Genomic DNA, 17,273 nt, shown 5'->3' with positions numbered 1-17,273 from the left:
TCATACCGATTCCTCTTCTACAATGTGCCCATGGTGACGAACCTTTTTCTCATTGGTCAACCAGGTAAAGAACAACGGGATAAAGATGGTGGCAATAAACGTTGCCAGCAACATACCGCCAAACACACCAGTACCCATAGACTGACGGGCTGCCGCACCTGCCCCGGTCGCAAATACCAGCGGGATAATCCCCAGCATAAACGCCATCGATGTCATCACGATCGGTCTGAAACGCAGACGGGCTGCTTCCAGTGCTGCTTCAGCCAACGGCATGCCTTCTTCCATTTTCTGTGACGCAAACTCCACAATCAGGATGGCGTTTTTCGCCGCCAGGCCGATCAGGGTAATCAAGCCAATCTGGAAGTAGATATCGTTGTTCATGCCACGTGTCAGCACGGCAATCAACGCACCTGTCATCGCAAATGGAATCGCCATAATCACCGCCAATGGCAATGCCCAGGTCTCAAACTGCGCGGCCAGGATCAGGAATACCATAATGGTCGCGAAGGCAAAGGCCACCAGCGCAGCGGAACCAGTACGATTCTCCTGGTAGGCTTGGCCAGTCCAGGCAATCTGGTAGCCATCCGGCAGGTTTTCCTTGGCAATTTTTTCCACCAGTTTAATCGCATCACCCGAGCTCACACCAGGGGCACCGCTACCAAACACTTTGGCAGACAGCAGGCCGTTGTAGCGTTCAAGTTGCTCGGCACCAACAATATTGCTGACCTTCGCCAATGCCGACATAGGCACCATATTGCCGTCCGGATTTTCGGCGGTTGGCTGGCTACGCACATACACTTTACCCAAGTCTTCCGGCTTCATGCGGTACTCAGCCTCCGCCTGCAACTGCACGCGATAGGTACGGCCACTACGGTTAAAGTCATTGACGTAGAGCGAACCCATGGTGCTTTGCAAGGTGGCGTAAATATCCGCAATTTTCACGTTTTGTGACAGCGCTTTGGCTTCATCGACCTCAATAAACAACTGAGGCACGGTCGGCCGGAAGAAGCTGTTAATACCGGTCAATTGCGGGCTCGCACGCATCGCATCCATAAAGTTATTCATGACCTGCGCCAACTTGATCGGATCGGTATCGCCATGGCTTTGTACATACACTTCAAAACCACCGGCAGAACCCAAGCCACGAATCGCAGGCGGGTTCACGGCAAAGCTCAAGCCATCTGGCTGGCTCATGCCGATGCCAATCAATTTACCCACCATTTGGTCAGCATTGGTGGTGCGTTGATCCCAGTCTGTCATACGCACAAACATGGTCGCAGCATTGGTTTTGTTCGCGCCTGTCAGCAATTCAAAGCCGTTCACCGCAAACTCATGCGCCGTTGCCGGATCTTTAGCGATAGTCGCACGGATGTTTTCCGTGGTTTGTGACGTACGCTTCAAGGTCGCGCCATCGGGCATCACGACGATACTGATCACATAGCCCTGATCCTCTGGTGGTACAAACCCACCCGGTACTGCACGGAACAGGAAAATCATGACCACTACCATGGCACCGAACACCACAGCACCAATAATCTTGTGATGCAGGGTCAGGTTAACGGTACCGGTGTACAGGTTGGTCAAGCGGCTAAAGCCACGGTTAAATTTCCTGAAGAAGGCATTTTCATGGTGACCATTCTTCAAAATCATGGCGCACAGAGCTGGCGTCAGCGTCAACGCTACTACGCCTGAAATCACCACAGAAATAGCCACCGTGACCGCAAACTGGCGATACAACTCACCGGCGATACCGCCCTGGAAAGCTACCGGCACGAATACCGCACACAACACCAGCACAATCGCCACCACCGCCGCTTGTACCTGGGCGATAGACTTGATCGCCGCATGTAAAGGATTGAGGTTTTCTTCCTTCATCAAGCGTTCGGTGTTTTCCAGCACCACAATCGCATCATCCACCACGATACCAATCGCCAGAATCATGGCAAACAGCGTCAGCAGATTGATTGAGAATCCAAACAGATACAGGCCGGCAAACGTACCCACAATCGAAATTGGCACGGCAATCATCGGGATCAAGGTCGCGCGCCAGCTCTGCAGGAACAGGAACACCACCAGCACCACCAGGATCAGTGCTTCACCAAAGGTATGAAACACTTCCTTGATAGTGGCTTTCACAAAGTCACTGGTATCGTAAGGAATGTTGTAATCCATGCCTTCCGGAAACTTCAGCTTCAGTTCGTCCACTTTGGCCTTGATGGCTTCGGCAGTTTCCAGCGCATTGGCGCCGCTTTGCAAGAAGATAGGTAACGCTACACCAGGCTGCCCATTCAATGCAGAAGCCACGTTATAGGTTTGTGCGCCCAGCTCAATACGCGCCACATCCTTCAGGCGCAGGACGCCGTTAGGACCTTGCGCACGGATAATAATATTACCAAACTCTTCAGGCTCAATTAAGCGCCCTTTGGCTGTTACCGTAAACGCCAACTGCTGATTCGGCGTGGCAGGTTCGGCACCAATTTTACCGGCAGCATACTGCGCGTTTTGTGCGCCAATCGCGGCAGAAATATCACTGGTAGACACACCCAGCTGCGCCATACGGTCAGGACGTAACCAGACGCGCATGGAGTAATCCTGGCCACCAAAAATAGTGACATCACCCACACCTTTGATGCGCTTGAACTCATCCAGCACATTCAGCGTGGCGTAGTTACTCAAGAACAAACGGTCATGTTCTTTTTTCTTGGAGATCAGCATCACCACCAACAGAATATCGTTGGAGCGCTTTTGCACCACGACACCGGTCCGGCGTACATCTTCCGGCAAACGCGGCAAAGCAATGTTAACGCGGTTGCTGACGTTAAAAGTCGCCTGGTCAACATTGGTGCCAATATCAAACGTGGCGGTAATGGTTAAAGTACCGCTGCTGTCAGAACTGGAGTTAAAGTACAGCAGGTTTTCCACCCCGCTTAACTGCTCTTCAATCGGTGCTGCCACGGTTTTAGACAGTGTTTCAGCACTGGCACCAGGATAGCTGGCCGTAATCAGCACAGTTGGCGGCGCAATTTGCGGATATTGCGCAATCGGCAATTTAAATGCCGCTGCCAACCCTGCCAACACGATGATGATAGACAGCACGCTGGCAAAAATCGGCCGTGTGATAAAAAATCGGGTCATATCGTTTTCCCTGAGACGGGCCTGAATATTGAACTCAGGCCCCAGATAACATGATTAAATCAAAAACAAACTAAGCATTTAGCAAATAAGGCTATGACCAAATTAGCTTTTAGCTGGCGCGGCAGGTGCAGCATCTGCCGCATGCGGCGCCACAGGTGCACCCGGACGGACTTTGATCAGGTTATCAACAATCACCTGGTCACCAGCTTTCAAGCCATCGAGTACGATCCAGCGATCATTGAACCAGCCACCCGCCACGATAGGACGCACAGCCGCGACGGTTTTGCCTTCCTTGTCTTTTTCGGCCACAAAGATAAATTTACCTTGTTGACCAGTCAGCACCGCTGTTTGCGGAATCAGGAAGACGCCATCGCGCTTGCCTGTGATCAAACGCACGCGGACAAACTGCCCTGGCAACAATGCACGGTCAGGGTTCTGGAACTCGGCCCGCAGTTGTTGCGTGCCTAATGCCGGATCGATCTGGCTGGCAGAAAAGTTAATTTTGCCTGATTGTGAATACTCGCTGTTGTCAGCCAGAATCAGTCTCACATCTTGCACACGGCCCGGGCTCAAATGGCCGCCCAATGCCAGCAAGTCAGACTCAGACAAACTGAAACGCACCCAAATTGGCGACACTTGCACGATGGTACTGAGCAAACTGGTATTCGCATTCACCAGCGCACCTTCGGATAATACAAAACGACCCGCTATACCACTTTCAGGTGCTTTAACATGGGTGTATGACAGGTTTAACTCCGCCTCACGCAGTTGCGCCTGATATTGCAACAAGGTCGCAGAAGCGACGGTGTTATCAGAAGCCGCGTTATCATATTCACGCTGGCTGATGGATTTAGTTTCCAGCAAACCTTTTAAACGCAGCGCTTCACGTGCAGTTTGTTCGATACGGGCTTTTTGCTGTGCAATCAGCGCCCTGGCTTGTTCAACTTGTAGTTGGAAAGGTACAGGGTCAATCAGGAACATATCCTGACCGGCTTTGACCGACTCCCCTTCTTGATACAAACGTTTCAAGACAATACCGCCCACACGTGGACGGACTTCAATTTGTTTGGCACCCTCGGTTTGCGCCACGACCTCGGTTTGCACCGGTACCGTTTCTGCCGTGACTGTTTGTGCAGTCACTGGCATGGCTGGCATGCCGCCCGCCGCAGGGGTTTGTTCGTTGGATGATTTTCCGCAAGCACTCAGTACAACGCCCAAAGCAAGCACAAGCAGCGTACGACGAGGCTGGATAGTCTGTGAAATCAACATGTTATCCTCTAAAAATTTTTAAAATAGACTTGATTACATACAATCTTGGATGTATATTATATACAAACACGAATGTATGTAAATGGGTTTTGCAAAAAATTTGCCGTACAAGCTGCCAAAAACGAGTCAGCGGTCACAACTGGTAAAATACACAACCTACAAGAAACTTTAATGAATATGAAAGAGCGATAGAAACTTATGGTACGTAAAACCAAAGAGGATGCCGCAATCACCCGCCAGCGCATTATTGATGCTGCACGAGAAATGTTCCTGCAAAAGGGCGTCAGTCGCACCAGCCTGGAACAAATTGCCACACACGCCAGCGTGACACGGGGCGCCGTCTACTGGCACTTTCAAAATAAAGCTGAACTGTTTCACGCGATGCGCGAAGAGGTCTACCTCCCCCTGATCGACCGCATGGACGATACCCTGCTCGGCAATAGCGAGGAAGCCAATAGCGACCCGCTGGGCCGTATCCGCAAATATATGGCAAGCACCATTCTCATTCTGGACGACGACCCAACCACGCGTGCGACCTATGAAGTCATGATGACCAAATGCGAATATGTCGATGAGTTTGCCGATGTATTGAAATCAATTTTAAGTAACTGTAGCGGACTGGTGCACAAAATGGAACAGGCTTATGCCAAAGCCCAGGAAATTGGCCAGGTCGGCATTCAGCTGACCGCCGCCGAACTTGCCATGGACTCGCACCTGTTCTTCTCCGGCCTGCTGCATATGTGGGTGAAAGACACCGAAGGCACTTTATTTCGTGACCACGCCTTGCAACTCATAGACACACATATCAAGCTGCGTAAAAAATAAGCAAAAATTCCTGTTTACGGATTCCCTGATCCGCGATTTGCAGTTAAAATAGTCGGTCTTTTCACTGATTTATCAATCACATGCAAATCGGCCCACACATACTGAAAAACAATCTGGTTGTCGCACCCATGGCGGGCGTGACCGACAGGCCTTTCCGTATGCTGTGCAAAAAAATGGGCGCCGGATTGGCCGTGTCGGAGATGGTCACATCCAACTCCTTATTGTATGGCAGTGAAAAAACCAAACGCCGCGCCAACCACGAAGGCGAAGTCAGCCCGATTTCAGTACAGATTGCAGGCGCCGAACCAGCCATGATGGCCGAAGCCGCCAGACACAACGTCGACAATGGCGCGCAAATCATCGACATCAATATGGGCTGTCCGGCCAAAAAAATCTGTAACGTGATGGCAGGTTCTGCCCTGCTGCGTGATGAGCCATTGGTCTCACAAATTCTCAGGGCGGTGGTCAATGCCGTTGATGTACCGGTGACCCTCAAAATCCGCACCGGCTGGGACAGACAAAACAAAAACGCGATCCAGATTGCCAGAATGGCCGAGGATCTTGGCGTGCAGGCACTAACTATTCATGGCCGCACCCGTAACGATCTTTATCATGGCGACGCAGAATACGATACGATTGCTGCCGTCAAACAGGCAATCAACATTCCATTGATTGCTAACGGTGACATCACCACGCCAGAAAAAGCCAAATTTGTGCTCGACTACACCAAAGCCGATGCGGTGATGATTGGCCGCGCCGCACAAGGCCGTCCATGGATTTTCCGTGAAACAGAGCATTTCCTGAACACCGGCGAACATATGCTGGCACCCACTGTAGATGAAATTCACCAGGTGATGCTGGAGCATTTGCATGACCTGTATGACTTCTACGGCGACCTCACCGGCATGCGCGTCGCCCGCAAGCATATTTCCTGGTACACCAAAGGCTTGTCAGGCTCGGCTGCTTTCCGCCACAACATGAATACGCTGCAAACCATAGAATTACAATTACAAGCTATTAACGACTTTTTTGCCGAACTCAAAGCGAAGAATGACCGACTGGTCTATGTCGACAACGAGGAGAACGGTGATGAGGAGTTGGCAGCATAATGCAAAACGATAGTAAATTGAGTCTCGCTGTGCGCGAGTCACTGGACGACTATTTCACGCATCTCGATGGGCAACCGCCGCATGCCATCTACGACATGGTTCTGGGTTGTGTCGAAAAACCCATGCTGGAATACGTATTAAACAAGGTCGGCGGCAACCAGAGTAAAGCTGCAGACATGATGGGCATTAACCGCAATACCCTGAGAAAAAAAATGGCCGCCTACGGTCTGGAATAAACTACACCGGGCCTGATGACATTTCATCATCAGGCCTTTTCATTTTCTTTATCACGCAATTCCACTCAAATTCATTATGACGATTAAACGCGCGCTTATCAGTGTTTCCGATAAAACCGGTGTGCTTGAACTGGCACAATCCCTGCACCAGCTTGGTGTAGAAATCCTTTCTACTGGCGGCACCGCCAAACTGTTCCGTGACAACAATATCCCCGTGAAGGAAGTCAGTGACTTTACCGGCTTCCCGGAAATGCTGGATGGCCGCGTCAAAACCTTGCACCCGAAAGTACACGGTGGTTTACTGGGTCGTCGCGATTTGCCTGAACATGTAGCGGCCATGCAGCAATATGGCATTGAGAATATCGATCTGCTGGCGGTGAACCTGTATCCGTTTGAAGCGACCGTTGCCAAAGCCAACTGCACATTAGAAGATGCGATTGAAAACATCGATATCGGCGGCCCGGCCATGGTGCGCTCCGCGGCTAAAAACTGGAATGACGTGGCGGTGTTGACCGATGCGGCGCAATACGCTGAAGTCGTCAATGAGCTGAAAGCCAATAACGGTGCCGTCTCCAAAGCAACACGCTTTCAATTGTCTGTGGCTGCGTTTAACCGCATTGCACAATATGACGCAGCGATCAGCAACTATCTGTCCGCCATCGACTTTACTGAAACAGAATCCGCTGGCAAGCCAGTGTTGAGCCAGTTCCCTGGCCAGATGAACAGCAATTTTGTCAAAGTGCAGGATCTGCGTTACGGTGAAAACAGCCACCAGCAAGCGGCGTTCTACCGTGACTTGTACCCGGCACCGGGCAGCCTGGCCACCGCGCAACAGTTACAAGGCAAAGAGCTCAGTTATAACAATATCGCCGATGCTGATGCCGCCTGGGAAGCCGTAAAATCCTTCACTGGCCCGGCTTGCGTGATTGTGAAACATGCCAACCCATGTGGCGTGGCATTGGGCGCGAACGCGCTGGAAGCCTATAGCAAGGCTTTCAAAACTGACCCGACCTCGGCCTTTGGTGGCATTATCGCCTTTAACAGTACGCTGGATGGTGCAGCCGCCGAAGCCGTGTCTAAACAGTTTGTAGAAGTACTGATCGCACCGGACTTTACACCAGAAGCGCTGGCCATTTTCACGGCCAAAGCCAATGTGCGCGTGTTGAAAATTGCTTTACCGCAAGGCGGCAATACTGCCTGGGAACAGGGCCGCAACGCGGTAGACTCCAAACGCGTAGGCTCCGGCATTCTGCTGCAATCTGCCGACAATCACGATTTACAACTGGCCGATATCAAAATCGTCACCAAGCTGCAACCGACCCCGGCACAACTGCAAGACCTGCTGTTTGCCTGGAATGTGGCCAAATATGTGAAATCCAACGCCATCGTTTTCTCTGGCAATGGCATGACCTTGGGCGTGGGCGCTGGCCAGATGAGCCGTGTCGACAGCACCAAGATCGCCGCCATCAAGGCACAAAATGCAGGCCTGAGCCTGCAAGGTTCCGTGGTCGCTTCAGATGCCTTCTTCCCGTTCCGTGACGGCGTCGATGTGCTGGCCGACGCGGGTGCCAGCTGCGTCATTCATCCAGGCGGCAGCATGCGCGACGAAGAAGTCATTGCCGCTGCTGACGAACGTGGCTTGGCCATGGTAGTGACTGGTATTCGCCACTTTAGACATTAATTCTATAGCCACAGAGGGCTCAGAGATCACAGAGAACTTCTTTAATCATGTTTTCCTCTGTGGTCTCTGTGTCCTCTGTGGCTCAAACTCAATTAGGTAATACAAAATGAAAATTTTAGTGATTGGTTCTGGCGGTCGTGAGCACGCACTGGCATGGAAAGTGACACAAAACAAAGAGGTCAGCCGTGTGTATGTGGCGCCTGGTAACGCTGGCACGGCCACCAACCCGGATATGGTCAATGTGCCCATCACCAAAATTGACGAACTGGTGAAGTTTGCCGAAGACGAGCAAATCGCGCTCACCATCGTTGGCCCGGAAGCACCATTGTCACAAGGGGTGGTCGATGCTTTCCGCGCGGCGGATTTAAAAATTTTTGGCCCGACCAAAGCGGCAGCACAACTGGAAAGCTCCAAAGACTTCGCCAAGGCGTTTATGGTGCGCCACAACATCCCAACCGCCAAATACCAGACTTTTAGCGATGCAACCCAGGCGCATGCCTATATCGACGCCAACGGCGCACCGATTGTGATCAAGGCCGATGGCCTGGCTGCCGGCAAAGGCGTCGTGGTTGCCATGACACTGGAAGAAGCGCATACCGCGGTGGATGCCATGTTGTCAGACAACAAGCTCGGCGATGCAGGCGCGCGCGTCGTGATTGAAGAGTTTTTAACCGGCGAAGAAGCCAGCTTTATGGTCATGGTCGATGGCAAAAACATCCTGCCTTTGGCCACCAGCCAGGATCACAAACGCCTGCTGGATGCTGACCTGGGTCCGAACACCGGCGGCATGGGCGCTTACTCGCCAGCGCCAGTAGTGACACCAGAGATTCACGCCAAAGCCATGCGCGAAATCATTGTGCCTACGGTAGAAGGCATGGCAAAAGACGGCATTCCCTATACCGGTTTCTTGTATGCCGGTTTGATGATCAGCCCCAGCGGCGAAGTCAAAACACTGGAATTCAATTGCCGCATGGGGGATCCGGAAACACAACCGATCATGATGCGCCTGAAATCAGACCTGGTGGAACTGGCCGAACATGCTGTGGATGGCACACTGGACCAGGCCAAAGCCGAATGGGACTGGCGTTTTGCCTTAGGTGTCGTCATGGCGAGTGCACACTACCCTGACACACCAAGACTGGGCGACGAAATTACTGGTCTGCCAAAAGACGTGCAAGACGGCCATGTGTTCCACGCTGGCACCACACTCAAAGATGGCAAGGTCGTCACCAGTGGTGGGCGCGTATTGTGTGTGACCGCATTGGGCGAAACCGTAAAATCTGCGCAGCAGCAAGCGTATAAAGTGCTGGAGAAAATCAAGTTCGACGGCGCGCAATACCGCAAGGACATTGGCTACCGCGCCATCAAGAACTAAGCGCCATTAGAGCTCACGACCATGACAGACCAGATCCAGCCTCAAGCCGTTTTTGATTTCCTGCAAGGCTTGCAAGCACGCATTGTAGACGCCGTAGAACTCGTTGATGGCAAAAACTTTTTGCAGGACAGCTGGCAACGGCCAGAAGGCGGTGGCGGCAACTCTTGCCTGCTAGAAGGTGGCAATGTCTTTGAACGCGCCGGCGTTGGTTTTTCACATGTGCTAGGCAATAAATTACCCCCGGCCGCCAGCGTCGCGCACCCGGAAGCAGCTGGCCGCCCGTGGGAGGCCATGGGCGTCTCCCTGGTGTTTCATCCGCACAATCCCTATGTGCCGACAGTGCATATGAACGTACGCTTTTTTGTCGCCAAAGCGCAACAGGCAGGCGAACAGGATATCTGGTGGTTTGGCGGCGGCATGGACCTCACGCCTTACTATGGCTTTGAGGATGACTGCATCCACTTTCACCGCGTGAATAAAGAAGCGTTGGCACCGTTTGGCGCAGACTACTATGCCAAATTCAAAAAAGAATGCGATAGCTACTTCTTCCTCAAGCACCGCAAAGAACCGCGCGGCGTCGGCGGCGTATTTTTTGATGATTTCAGTGAGCTGGGATTTGACAAGAGTTTTGCCTTGCAACGTGCAATAGGCGATGCTTTTGTGAACGCCTACCTGCCGATTGTGCAACGCCGCAAAGATACGCCGTATGGTGAGCGCGAACGCGATTTCCAGGCCTATCGCCGTGGCCGTTATGTCGAATTTAACCTGATTTTTGACCGTGGCACCATTTTTGGCTTGCAATCGAATGGCCGTACTGAATCTATCCTGCTGTCTATGCCGCCGATTGTGAAATGGCGCTACGACTGGAAGCCGGAAGCCAATAGCGCAGAAGCCAAATTGTATAGCGACTTTTTGATTGAGAAAGACTGGGTGTAAACATGCAAGTTTCAATAGAAGCCAGACAACAAGCGCAAGCCCTGCTGGACTTTATTGATCACAGCCCCAGCCCCTGGCACGCCGTAGACACGGTAGCCAATCAACTCAAAGCGCATGGCTTTACACCGCTGCACGAGAGCGAATCCTGGCAGTTTCAGGCCAGTGGAAAATATTTTGTCATACGTGATGGCGGCTCCATCATTGCCTTTACGCTCGGCCAGCAAGCGATTGCAGACAGCGGTTTTCGCATCGTTGGCGCGCATACTGACTCCCCCGGCTTGCGCCTCAAACCGCAGGCAGCTTATAGCACCGAAGGCGCGGCACAATTAGGGGTAGAGGTCTATGGCGGGCCTATTTTGGCCACGTTTACCGACCGTGATTTAAGCCTGGCCGGGCGCGTCGTGATACGTACCGCTGAAGGCCTGGACACCCGATTGGTCAGGCTGGACCAACCGCTCGCACGCCTGCCTAACCTGGCAATACACATGAACCGCGAAGTCAATGAAAAAGGCCTGGCGCTTAACAAGCAAACCGGCCTGCCGTTGATCTTTGGCCATGCGGCAAATACTGCCGCAGCAAAACAATTACTGACTGAAACCCTCGCGGGCAAACTGGCCATACCAGCAGAGGCCATCGCCGGGTGGGACCTCGCACTCTATGATACCCAGCGCGGCAGTTTCTGGGGCATAGACCAAGAATTTATCGCCAATAGTCAACTGGATAACCTGGCCTCCTGCCACGCCGCACTTGAGGCGCTGATTAGCAACGAAACACCACAGTCCACGACGATTTGCGCCCTGTTCGACCACGAAGAGGTCGGCTCAGAAAGCGCCACCGGCGCCGGTGGCAGCTTTTTGCTGGATGTGATCAACCGTATTTGTTTATGCTCAGGACTGACACAAGAGGACCAGCTCCGCAGTTTTGCCAATAGTTTCTTCATCAGTGCCGATATGGCGCATGCGTTTCACCCGAATCATGCTGGCAGCTACGAGCCTTGCCATCATGTACACATCAATCAAGGGCCGGTGATCAAAACCAACGCCAACCAGCGCTACAGCACCAATGCCGTCACTGCTGCGCGCTTTATCCAGCTATGTGAGCAAGCACAGGTGCCGCACCAGCAATATGCACACCGCACTGACTTGGGTTGCGGCAGCACCATAGGCCCCATCATGGCGGCACAACTGGGCATTGCCACAGTGGATGTCGGCAATCCGATGTGGGCCATGCACAGCATCCGCGAAAGCGCAGGCGTGCTTGACCATCGCTATATGATTGCCACATTGCAGCAACATTACGCCAGCTAATTTCTCACCAGCATTGACGCTGGTACAACGATTGCTTTACCCTAGGCGGATAAGGGGAGAATCAATCAATGTTAGAACAATTATTGCGCAAAAAACCAATCCAACCACATGCGCACACCGGCCTGAAAAAATGTTTAACCGCCTTTGACCTGGCCTTACTAGGCATAGGCGGTGCCATCGGCACCGGCATCTTCGTACTCACCGGCATTGCCGCCGCCACGCAATCAGGCCCTGCCGTTGTACTATCCTTCATTATTGCCGCCATCGCTGCGGGCTTTGCTGCCCTCTCTTATGCCGAGCTATCGTCGTCCATAGGTGGCTCTGGCAGCGCCTATGGCTATAGTTATGTGGCATTTGGTGAGTTTGCCGCCTGGATGATGGGCTGGATGCTGTTGCTTGAATACGGCGTCGGTGCCGCTGCGGTGGCCAATGGCTGGTCGGGTTATTTTGTAAACACCTTGAGTAACCTCGGCTGGCAAATGCCAGAGCACCTTACCAAAGCGCCCATCCTTGGCGGCTCGATCAACCTGCCCGCCTTTGCCATTATCTGGATATTGACCTTGCTGCTCATGGTCGGCGTCAAGGAAAGCGCCCGCGCCAACAACATCATGGTGATAATCAAACTTTCCACCATTGCCATTTTCCTGGCCTTATCTGTTGGCCATATCAGCACCGCCAACTGGCAACCATTTATGCCATTCGGCTGGTTTGAAACCTTAGACAATGGCAAGAATATTGGTGTACTGGCCGGCGCCTCGCTGGTATTTTTTGCCTATTTTGGCTTTGATGCCGTGTCTACTGCCGCCGAAGAATGCCAGCAACCACAACGCGACTTGCCTATCGGCCTGATTGCTTCGCTGACTTTTTGCACCATCATTTATATCATTGTGTCTGGCACACTCACCGGCGTGATTCCCTATACCGAGCTCAACACGTCTTCTCCGGTAGCTTACGCGCTGACCAAGCTAGGTTATACCTGGTCATCGACACTGGTCGCCACTGGCGTACTGGCCGGGCTTATTACTGTATTGCTGGTGCTGCTCTATGGCCTGACCCGCATTTTATTTGCCATGAGCCGCGACGGTTTGATTTCACCTGTGTTTTCAGCAGTGAACCCCGAACGCCAAACCCCCAGCAAAATCATCCTGATGTGCGGTATCGTCGTCTCTATCGTCGCTGGCTTTATTCCACTGGGGGAGCTGGCCGAAACCGTCAATATTGGCACCCTGGCCAGTTTTATCATGGTGTGCTTTGGTGTCATGCGCTTACGCAAAACTCACCCCGAACTTGCACGCCCGTTTAAGAATCCGTTTAACCCACTGATTCCGGTCGGCGGCATTATCTCGTGCGCGGCACTGATGTCCTTTTTACCGGCAGAGACCTGGCACCGCTTTATCTCCTGGGCCGTCATCGGTGTGATTTTTTACTTTGTTTACTCGCTGAGACATAGCAAGTTACGTGCATAAACAGCAATAAAAAAAGCCGACTAATCAGTCGGCTTTTTCGTATCACAGCAAGGCTGGAATTACAGAGACAACACCCAATCAACGATGGTTTTGATGTCTTCGTCTTTCACTTGTGGGCTGTTTGCAGGCATAGGGATATTACCCCAAACACCAGCACCACCTTTTTTCACTTTTTCAATCAGCTTGGCTTCAGCCGTTTTGTCGCCTTTGTATTTTGCTGCAACATCTTTGTATGCAGGGCCTAATACTTTGGCATCAACACTATGACATGCCAGGCAACCACTTTTTTGTGCCAGTGCTTTAGCTGCAGCGGCGTCAACAGCGTGTGCTGAACCTGCCATCAACAAAGTCGCTGCTGCGATTGCGGATAATAAAACTTTCATGCGATCTCCTTGAATATCCTCTAAACAAATAGAACCCCGTAATGCAATTCTCATGCATGTGGCATATTACCTGACCAGACAAAATCTACAATAGAAAAACCGTTAAAACCAACGGTGATTCACATAATTTCAACCGGTTTGGCGTTTTGCCAACAAGCTAAAAACGCACGTGCAACGCTACGGTTGACACGCGTCACAATAACGTTACAAGGTCTCGATCGAGTATTCCGCACTAAGGACATGCTTACGTCCCGGGTTAATCACCACCATGTTGTCCATGGCGTTGGTCGTTTCCACACAAATGGTTTTACGCCACTCTTCGCCGACACCCATATCGCCCATGGCGCCGGCTTTTTCGGCGCCCGGATTCCACACGACGGTGGTATCACTGCCAGATTTAGAGACATGGATAATACGGTTAAAGCCGCTGTCGTGAATGGCACAATCAGAACTGTGATGCACATAGACACGGTCATACTCTTTACCGTCAAATGTCAGTGCATTGTGCTCCACGTTGCGCTCGTACTTGAGTAACTTATCCAGGTAGACCAGGTCTTGCATGCCAGTGATTTTAACGTTCGATAAATCGCTGACATTAAAGTAAGTGTGAAATGCTTCACTGATCACAAACGGATGTTCCGCCAGGTTGGTGGTGGCCAGGTCAATACGCAAACGGCGACCGATAGTGATCGTCAAGGTCAGTTCATAGGGGTAAGACAGTTGACGCTGGGCTTCTGGGGTTTGCTGCATTTCGAGAATAATGCGCGTGGCACCGGTAGGCGTCGCGTCAATATCCATTACGCGCCAGGGAATCACGCGCGCAAAGCCGTGCGGACACAGCGTGCTGTCAGTGGGGTGTGCGCCAAACCATGGCCAGCAGATAGGTGTACCACCACGAATGGAACGACCTTTGACATAGCGCGCATTGCTGGAGAGCCATAACACCGGATTGGCCAGGAACTTGGGTTGCCACTGCATGACATGCGCGCCTTGCAAGGCAATCTTGCCGGTCGCCAGCGGGTTATCAATTTCCAGATACTGCAAACCATTTTCGTCCTGCCATTGGGTGACATGCGCGTGCAAAGTCATGCGCTTGGTCATTTCCATACTGTTGGCCAGGATACTACATTCGTCGCTCATTACTTCCCTCTCTCAATCTGCGCTACATCACGCACCGCACCTTTGGCAGCGCTGGTACTCATGGCGGCATAGGCACGCAAAGCTGGCGAAACAACACGCTCACGATTCAATGGCTTCCAGGCATCCCGGCCTTTGGCATCCATCTGGCCGCGGCGATGTGCCATTTCCTCGTCACTAATCACCAGGTGTATCGTCCGGTTAGGGATATCGATTTCGATGGCATCGCCTTCTTGCACCAGGCCAATCGCACCACCTTCGGCCGCTTCCGGCGACGCATGGCCAATACTCAAACCGGAGGTTCCGCCTGAAAAACGGCCATCCGTGAGCAAGGCACAAGCTTTGCCCAGGCCTTTGGATTTCAGGTATGAAGTGGGGTACAGCATCTCTTGCATGCCAGGGCCACCGCGTGGACCTTCATAACGAATCACCACCACATCACCGGCGACGATTTCATCATTCAAAATGCTTTCTACCGCCGCATCCTGACTCTCGAACACACGGGCGCGGCCGTTAAATTTAAGAATGCTGTCATCCACACCTGCCGTTTTGACAATACAGCCATCCAGCGCAATATTGCCGTAGAGCACGGCCAAACCACCATCTTGTGAGTAAGCATGCGCTTTGTTACGGATGCAACCATTTTCGCGGTCATCATCCAGCTCAGGCCATAACATACTCTGGCTAAAGGCAATCGTGGTCGCAACGCCACCGGGTGCAGCACGGAAAAACTTTTTCACTTCTTCATCTTGCGTGGTGACGATATCCCATTTGGCCAGCGCATCGCCCATACTAGGACTATGAACGGTTGGCACATCAGTATGGATGACACCGGCACGATTGAGTTCCGCCAAAATGCCCATCACACCACCGGCACGATGCACATCCTCCATATGATACTTGCTGGTTGCCGGGGCAACTTTAGACACGCAAGGCACCTGGCGTGAAATACGGTCTATGTCTTTCATGGTGAAATCCACACCCGCTTCATGCGCAGCGGCCAGCAAATGCAGCACAGTATTGGTTGAACCGCCCATGGCCACATCCAGGCTCATGGCATTTTCAAACGCCTGCATGGTCGCAATGCTACGCGGCAATACGCTGTAATCATCTTGCTCGTAATGGCGCTTGGCCAGTTCTACAATCAGGCGGCCTGCCTGCAAAAATAATTGTTTGCGTGCAGCATGCGTCGCCAGCGTAGAACCGTTACCTGGCAAGCTTAAGCCCAGCGCCTCGGTCAGGCAGTTCATGGAGTTAGCGGTAAACATACCAGAACAGGAACCACAGGTAGGACAGGCAGAGCGCTCAATCTCAGCCACTTCAGCATCGCTGACATGGCTATCAGCCGCTTCTACCATGGCATCGACCAGGTCCAGCTTGCGCACATTGCCCTGCCAGTTCACTTTACCAGCTTCCATCGGGCCGCCAGACACGAACACTACCGGGATATTCAAGCGTAGTGCCGCCATCAGCATGCCGGGGGTGATCTTGTCGCAGTTGGAGATGCACACCAGNNTTGACCATGTATTCCACGCTGTCAGCAATCAGGTCACGGCTAGGCAAGCTATACAGCATGCCGCTATGGCCCATGGCAATACCGTCATCCACGGCAATGGTATTAAATTCTTTGGCAACCCCGCCCGCCTTCTCAATCTCACGGGCGACCAGTTGGCCCATATCTTTTAAATGGACATGACCTGGCACAAATTGCGTGAACGAGTTGGCCACCGCAATAATCGGCTTGGAGAAGTCTTCATCTTTCATACCGGTGGCACGCCACAACGCGCGAGCACCAGCCATGTTACGACCTTGCGTGGTCGTGTGAGAACGGTATTTAGGCATGAGAAACACTAGGATTGTCGTTAAAATCTTATTTTAACTGAATCCGCAGCCGCATGCGCGCCTGAAACAGGTTTGTTACATTCAGGTGAACAAGCGATGCCTTATGCACTGCTAGCAGCAGCGCTTAATCCCGGTCCACTTTTGGTCTTGCCACTGCTTGAAGAATTCAGCACGTGAAAGCGGGGCATGTGCCTCTGGCTGCCCGGCGTGCGTGTCTGCATAATGGGCCAGATAACGCTCATAAGCATCATCCCCAGAGAGCTGGCGTATCCGCTGCCAGACTTGCTTTAACCAATACGCACGCATTTCGCCTCCTTAAACCAAGCGCGAGGCAACATAAGCCACCTCACTCGACGGCCTGACCGGCTGTCCGGCAAAATAGCGACGACTCATCCTGGCCATATCCAGCACAACGACCCATAACATGGCGACAAAAAATAATGTTAACCAGGCATCCAGTTGCTGGTTAAAAATTAATTGTGGTGCCACAGCGGCTTTTTCTGGCGGCAAAACGCCGCCAGCCAGTTTTTGCGACAAATCATTTGCTGCCGCAAAAAAGCCAACGCGGATAT

13 protein-coding genes and 2 pseudogenes are annotated in these 17,273 nt (G+C 52.3%); 8 read left to right on the top strand and 7 right to left on the bottom strand.

Translation table 11 applies throughout. The features are described 5' to 3' along the window. Complete coding sequence (locus B3355_RS07400) at nt 1–3,135, bottom strand: efflux RND transporter permease subunit (RefSeq protein ID WP_019881279.1); 3,135 nt, start codon at nt 3,133–3,135, stop codon at nt 1–3. Nucleotides 3,136–3,237: 102 nt separating this feature from the next. Beyond that, the gene (locus B3355_RS07395; RefSeq protein WP_292782119.1) at nt 3,238–4,404 is read right to left on the bottom strand and encodes an efflux RND transporter periplasmic adaptor subunit; all 1,167 of its coding nucleotides are present in this window, start codon (nt 4,402–4,404) and stop codon (nt 3,238–3,240) included. A gap of 198 nt (nt 4,405–4,602) precedes the next feature. Between B3355_RS07395 and B3355_RS07390 the strand changes: the two genes are divergently transcribed. The 8 genes from B3355_RS07390 to B3355_RS07355 all read left to right on the top strand — a co-directional run bounded on the left by B3355_RS07390 (nt 4,603) and on the right by B3355_RS07355 (nt 13,339). Further along, nucleotides 4,603–5,229, top strand: a complete 627-nt coding sequence (locus B3355_RS07390) for a TetR family transcriptional regulator (RefSeq protein WP_024929389.1) — start codon at nt 4,603–4,605, stop codon at nt 5,227–5,229. 80 nt (nt 5,230–5,309) lie between these two features. Then, nucleotides 5,310–6,338, top strand: coding sequence for a tRNA dihydrouridine synthase DusB (dusB, locus tag B3355_RS07385; protein WP_019881274.1), 1,029 nt, complete (start codon nt 5,310–5,312; stop codon nt 6,336–6,338). After that, the gene (locus tag B3355_RS07380; RefSeq protein WP_019881273.1) at nt 6,338–6,574 is read left to right on the top strand and encodes a helix-turn-helix domain-containing protein; all 237 of its coding nucleotides are present in this window, start codon (nt 6,338–6,340) and stop codon (nt 6,572–6,574) included. The genes dusB and B3355_RS07380 overlap by 1 nt, the downstream gene beginning before the upstream one ends. A gap of 76 nt (nt 6,575–6,650) precedes the next feature. Continuing rightward, entirely contained in the window at nt 6,651–8,255 is a 1,605-nt protein-coding gene (purH, locus tag B3355_RS07375; RefSeq protein WP_292782111.1) for a bifunctional phosphoribosylaminoimidazolecarboxamide formyltransferase/IMP cyclohydrolase, read from the top strand. A 106-nt stretch (nt 8,256–8,361) separates the two neighbouring features. Further along, entirely contained in the window at nt 8,362–9,630 is a 1,269-nt protein-coding gene (gene purD / locus B3355_RS07370) for a phosphoribosylamine--glycine ligase (protein ID WP_292782108.1), read from the top strand. Between the two features lie 21 nt (nt 9,631–9,651). Further along, complete coding sequence (hemF, locus tag B3355_RS07365; RefSeq protein WP_292782105.1) at nt 9,652–10,566, top strand: oxygen-dependent coproporphyrinogen oxidase; 915 nt, start codon at nt 9,652–9,654, stop codon at nt 10,564–10,566. Nucleotides 10,567–10,568: 2 nt separating this feature from the next. After that, nucleotides 10,569–11,873, top strand: a complete 1,305-nt coding sequence (locus B3355_RS07360) for a M18 family aminopeptidase (protein ID WP_292782102.1) — start codon at nt 10,569–10,571, stop codon at nt 11,871–11,873. A 68-nt stretch (nt 11,874–11,941) separates the two neighbouring features. Then, nucleotides 11,942–13,339: an amino acid permease gene (locus B3355_RS07355; protein ID WP_024929384.1), complete on the top strand. Its 1,398-nt coding sequence runs from the start codon at nt 11,942–11,944 to the stop codon at nt 13,337–13,339. Between the two features lie 59 nt (nt 13,340–13,398). On the opposite strand, the gene B3355_RS07350 is transcribed toward B3355_RS07355, so the two are convergent. The 5 genes and pseudogenes from B3355_RS07350 to B3355_RS07330 all read right to left on the bottom strand — a co-directional run. Next, nucleotides 13,399–13,722 (bottom strand): c-type cytochrome, encoded by a 324-nt coding sequence (locus B3355_RS07350; protein WP_019881265.1) that lies wholly within the window; start codon nt 13,720–13,722, stop codon nt 13,399–13,401. A gap of 204 nt (nt 13,723–13,926) precedes the next feature. Continuing rightward, entirely contained in the window at nt 13,927–14,862 is a 936-nt protein-coding gene (locus B3355_RS07345) for a D-hexose-6-phosphate mutarotase (protein ID WP_019881264.1), read from the bottom strand. Beyond that, nucleotides 14,862–16,701, bottom strand: a pseudogene (gene ilvD / locus B3355_RS07340) (dihydroxy-acid dehydratase). Before ilvD ends, B3355_RS07345 begins: the two are co-directional and overlap by 1 nt. Before the next feature lie 111 nt (nt 16,702–16,812). Then, nucleotides 16,813–17,007, bottom strand: a complete 195-nt coding sequence (locus B3355_RS07335; RefSeq protein WP_292782095.1) for a YbdD/YjiX family protein — start codon at nt 17,005–17,007, stop codon at nt 16,813–16,815. Between the two features lie 9 nt (nt 17,008–17,016). Further along, nucleotides 17,017–17,273 (bottom strand): annotated as a pseudogene (locus tag B3355_RS07330) (carbon starvation protein A); the annotation flags it as partial.

Origin of the sequence: Methylophilus sp. UBA6697, from assembly GCF_002454655.1 — a bacterium.
In the GTDB taxonomy this organism is placed as follows: Bacteria; Pseudomonadota; Gammaproteobacteria; order Burkholderiales; family Methylophilaceae; genus Methylophilus.
This window is presented reverse-complemented; position numbering and strand designations above follow the sequence as displayed.

Coding starts and splice junctions, on each gene's coding strand:
- B3355_RS07400 (WP_019881279.1), bottom strand. CDS start 3,135: ATGACCCGATTTTTTATCACACGGCCGATTTTTGCCAGCGTGCTGTCT.
- B3355_RS07395 (WP_292782119.1), bottom strand. CDS start 4,404: ATGTTGATTTCACAGACTATCCAGCCTCGTCGTACGCTGCTTGTGCTT.
- B3355_RS07390 (WP_024929389.1), top strand. CDS start 4,603: ATGGTACGTAAAACCAAAGAGGATGCCGCAATCACCCGCCAGCGCATT.
- dusB (WP_019881274.1), top strand. CDS start 5,310: ATGCAAATCGGCCCACACATACTGAAAAACAATCTGGTTGTCGCACCC.
- B3355_RS07380 (WP_019881273.1), top strand. CDS start 6,338: ATGCAAAACGATAGTAAATTGAGTCTCGCTGTGCGCGAGTCACTGGAC.
- purH (WP_292782111.1), top strand. CDS start 6,651: ATGACGATTAAACGCGCGCTTATCAGTGTTTCCGATAAAACCGGTGTG.
- purD (WP_292782108.1), top strand. CDS start 8,362: ATGAAAATTTTAGTGATTGGTTCTGGCGGTCGTGAGCACGCACTGGCA.
- hemF (WP_292782105.1), top strand. CDS start 9,652: ATGACAGACCAGATCCAGCCTCAAGCCGTTTTTGATTTCCTGCAAGGC.
- B3355_RS07360 (WP_292782102.1), top strand. CDS start 10,569: ATGCAAGTTTCAATAGAAGCCAGACAACAAGCGCAAGCCCTGCTGGAC.
- B3355_RS07355 (WP_024929384.1), top strand. CDS start 11,942: ATGTTAGAACAATTATTGCGCAAAAAACCAATCCAACCACATGCGCAC.
- B3355_RS07350 (WP_019881265.1), bottom strand. CDS start 13,722: ATGAAAGTTTTATTATCCGCAATCGCAGCAGCGACTTTGTTGATGGCA.
- B3355_RS07345 (WP_019881264.1), bottom strand. CDS start 14,862: ATGAGCGACGAATGTAGTATCCTGGCCAACAGTATGGAAATGACCAAG.
- B3355_RS07335 (WP_292782095.1), bottom strand. CDS start 17,007: ATGCGTGCGTATTGGTTAAAGCAAGTCTGGCAGCGGATACGCCAGCTC.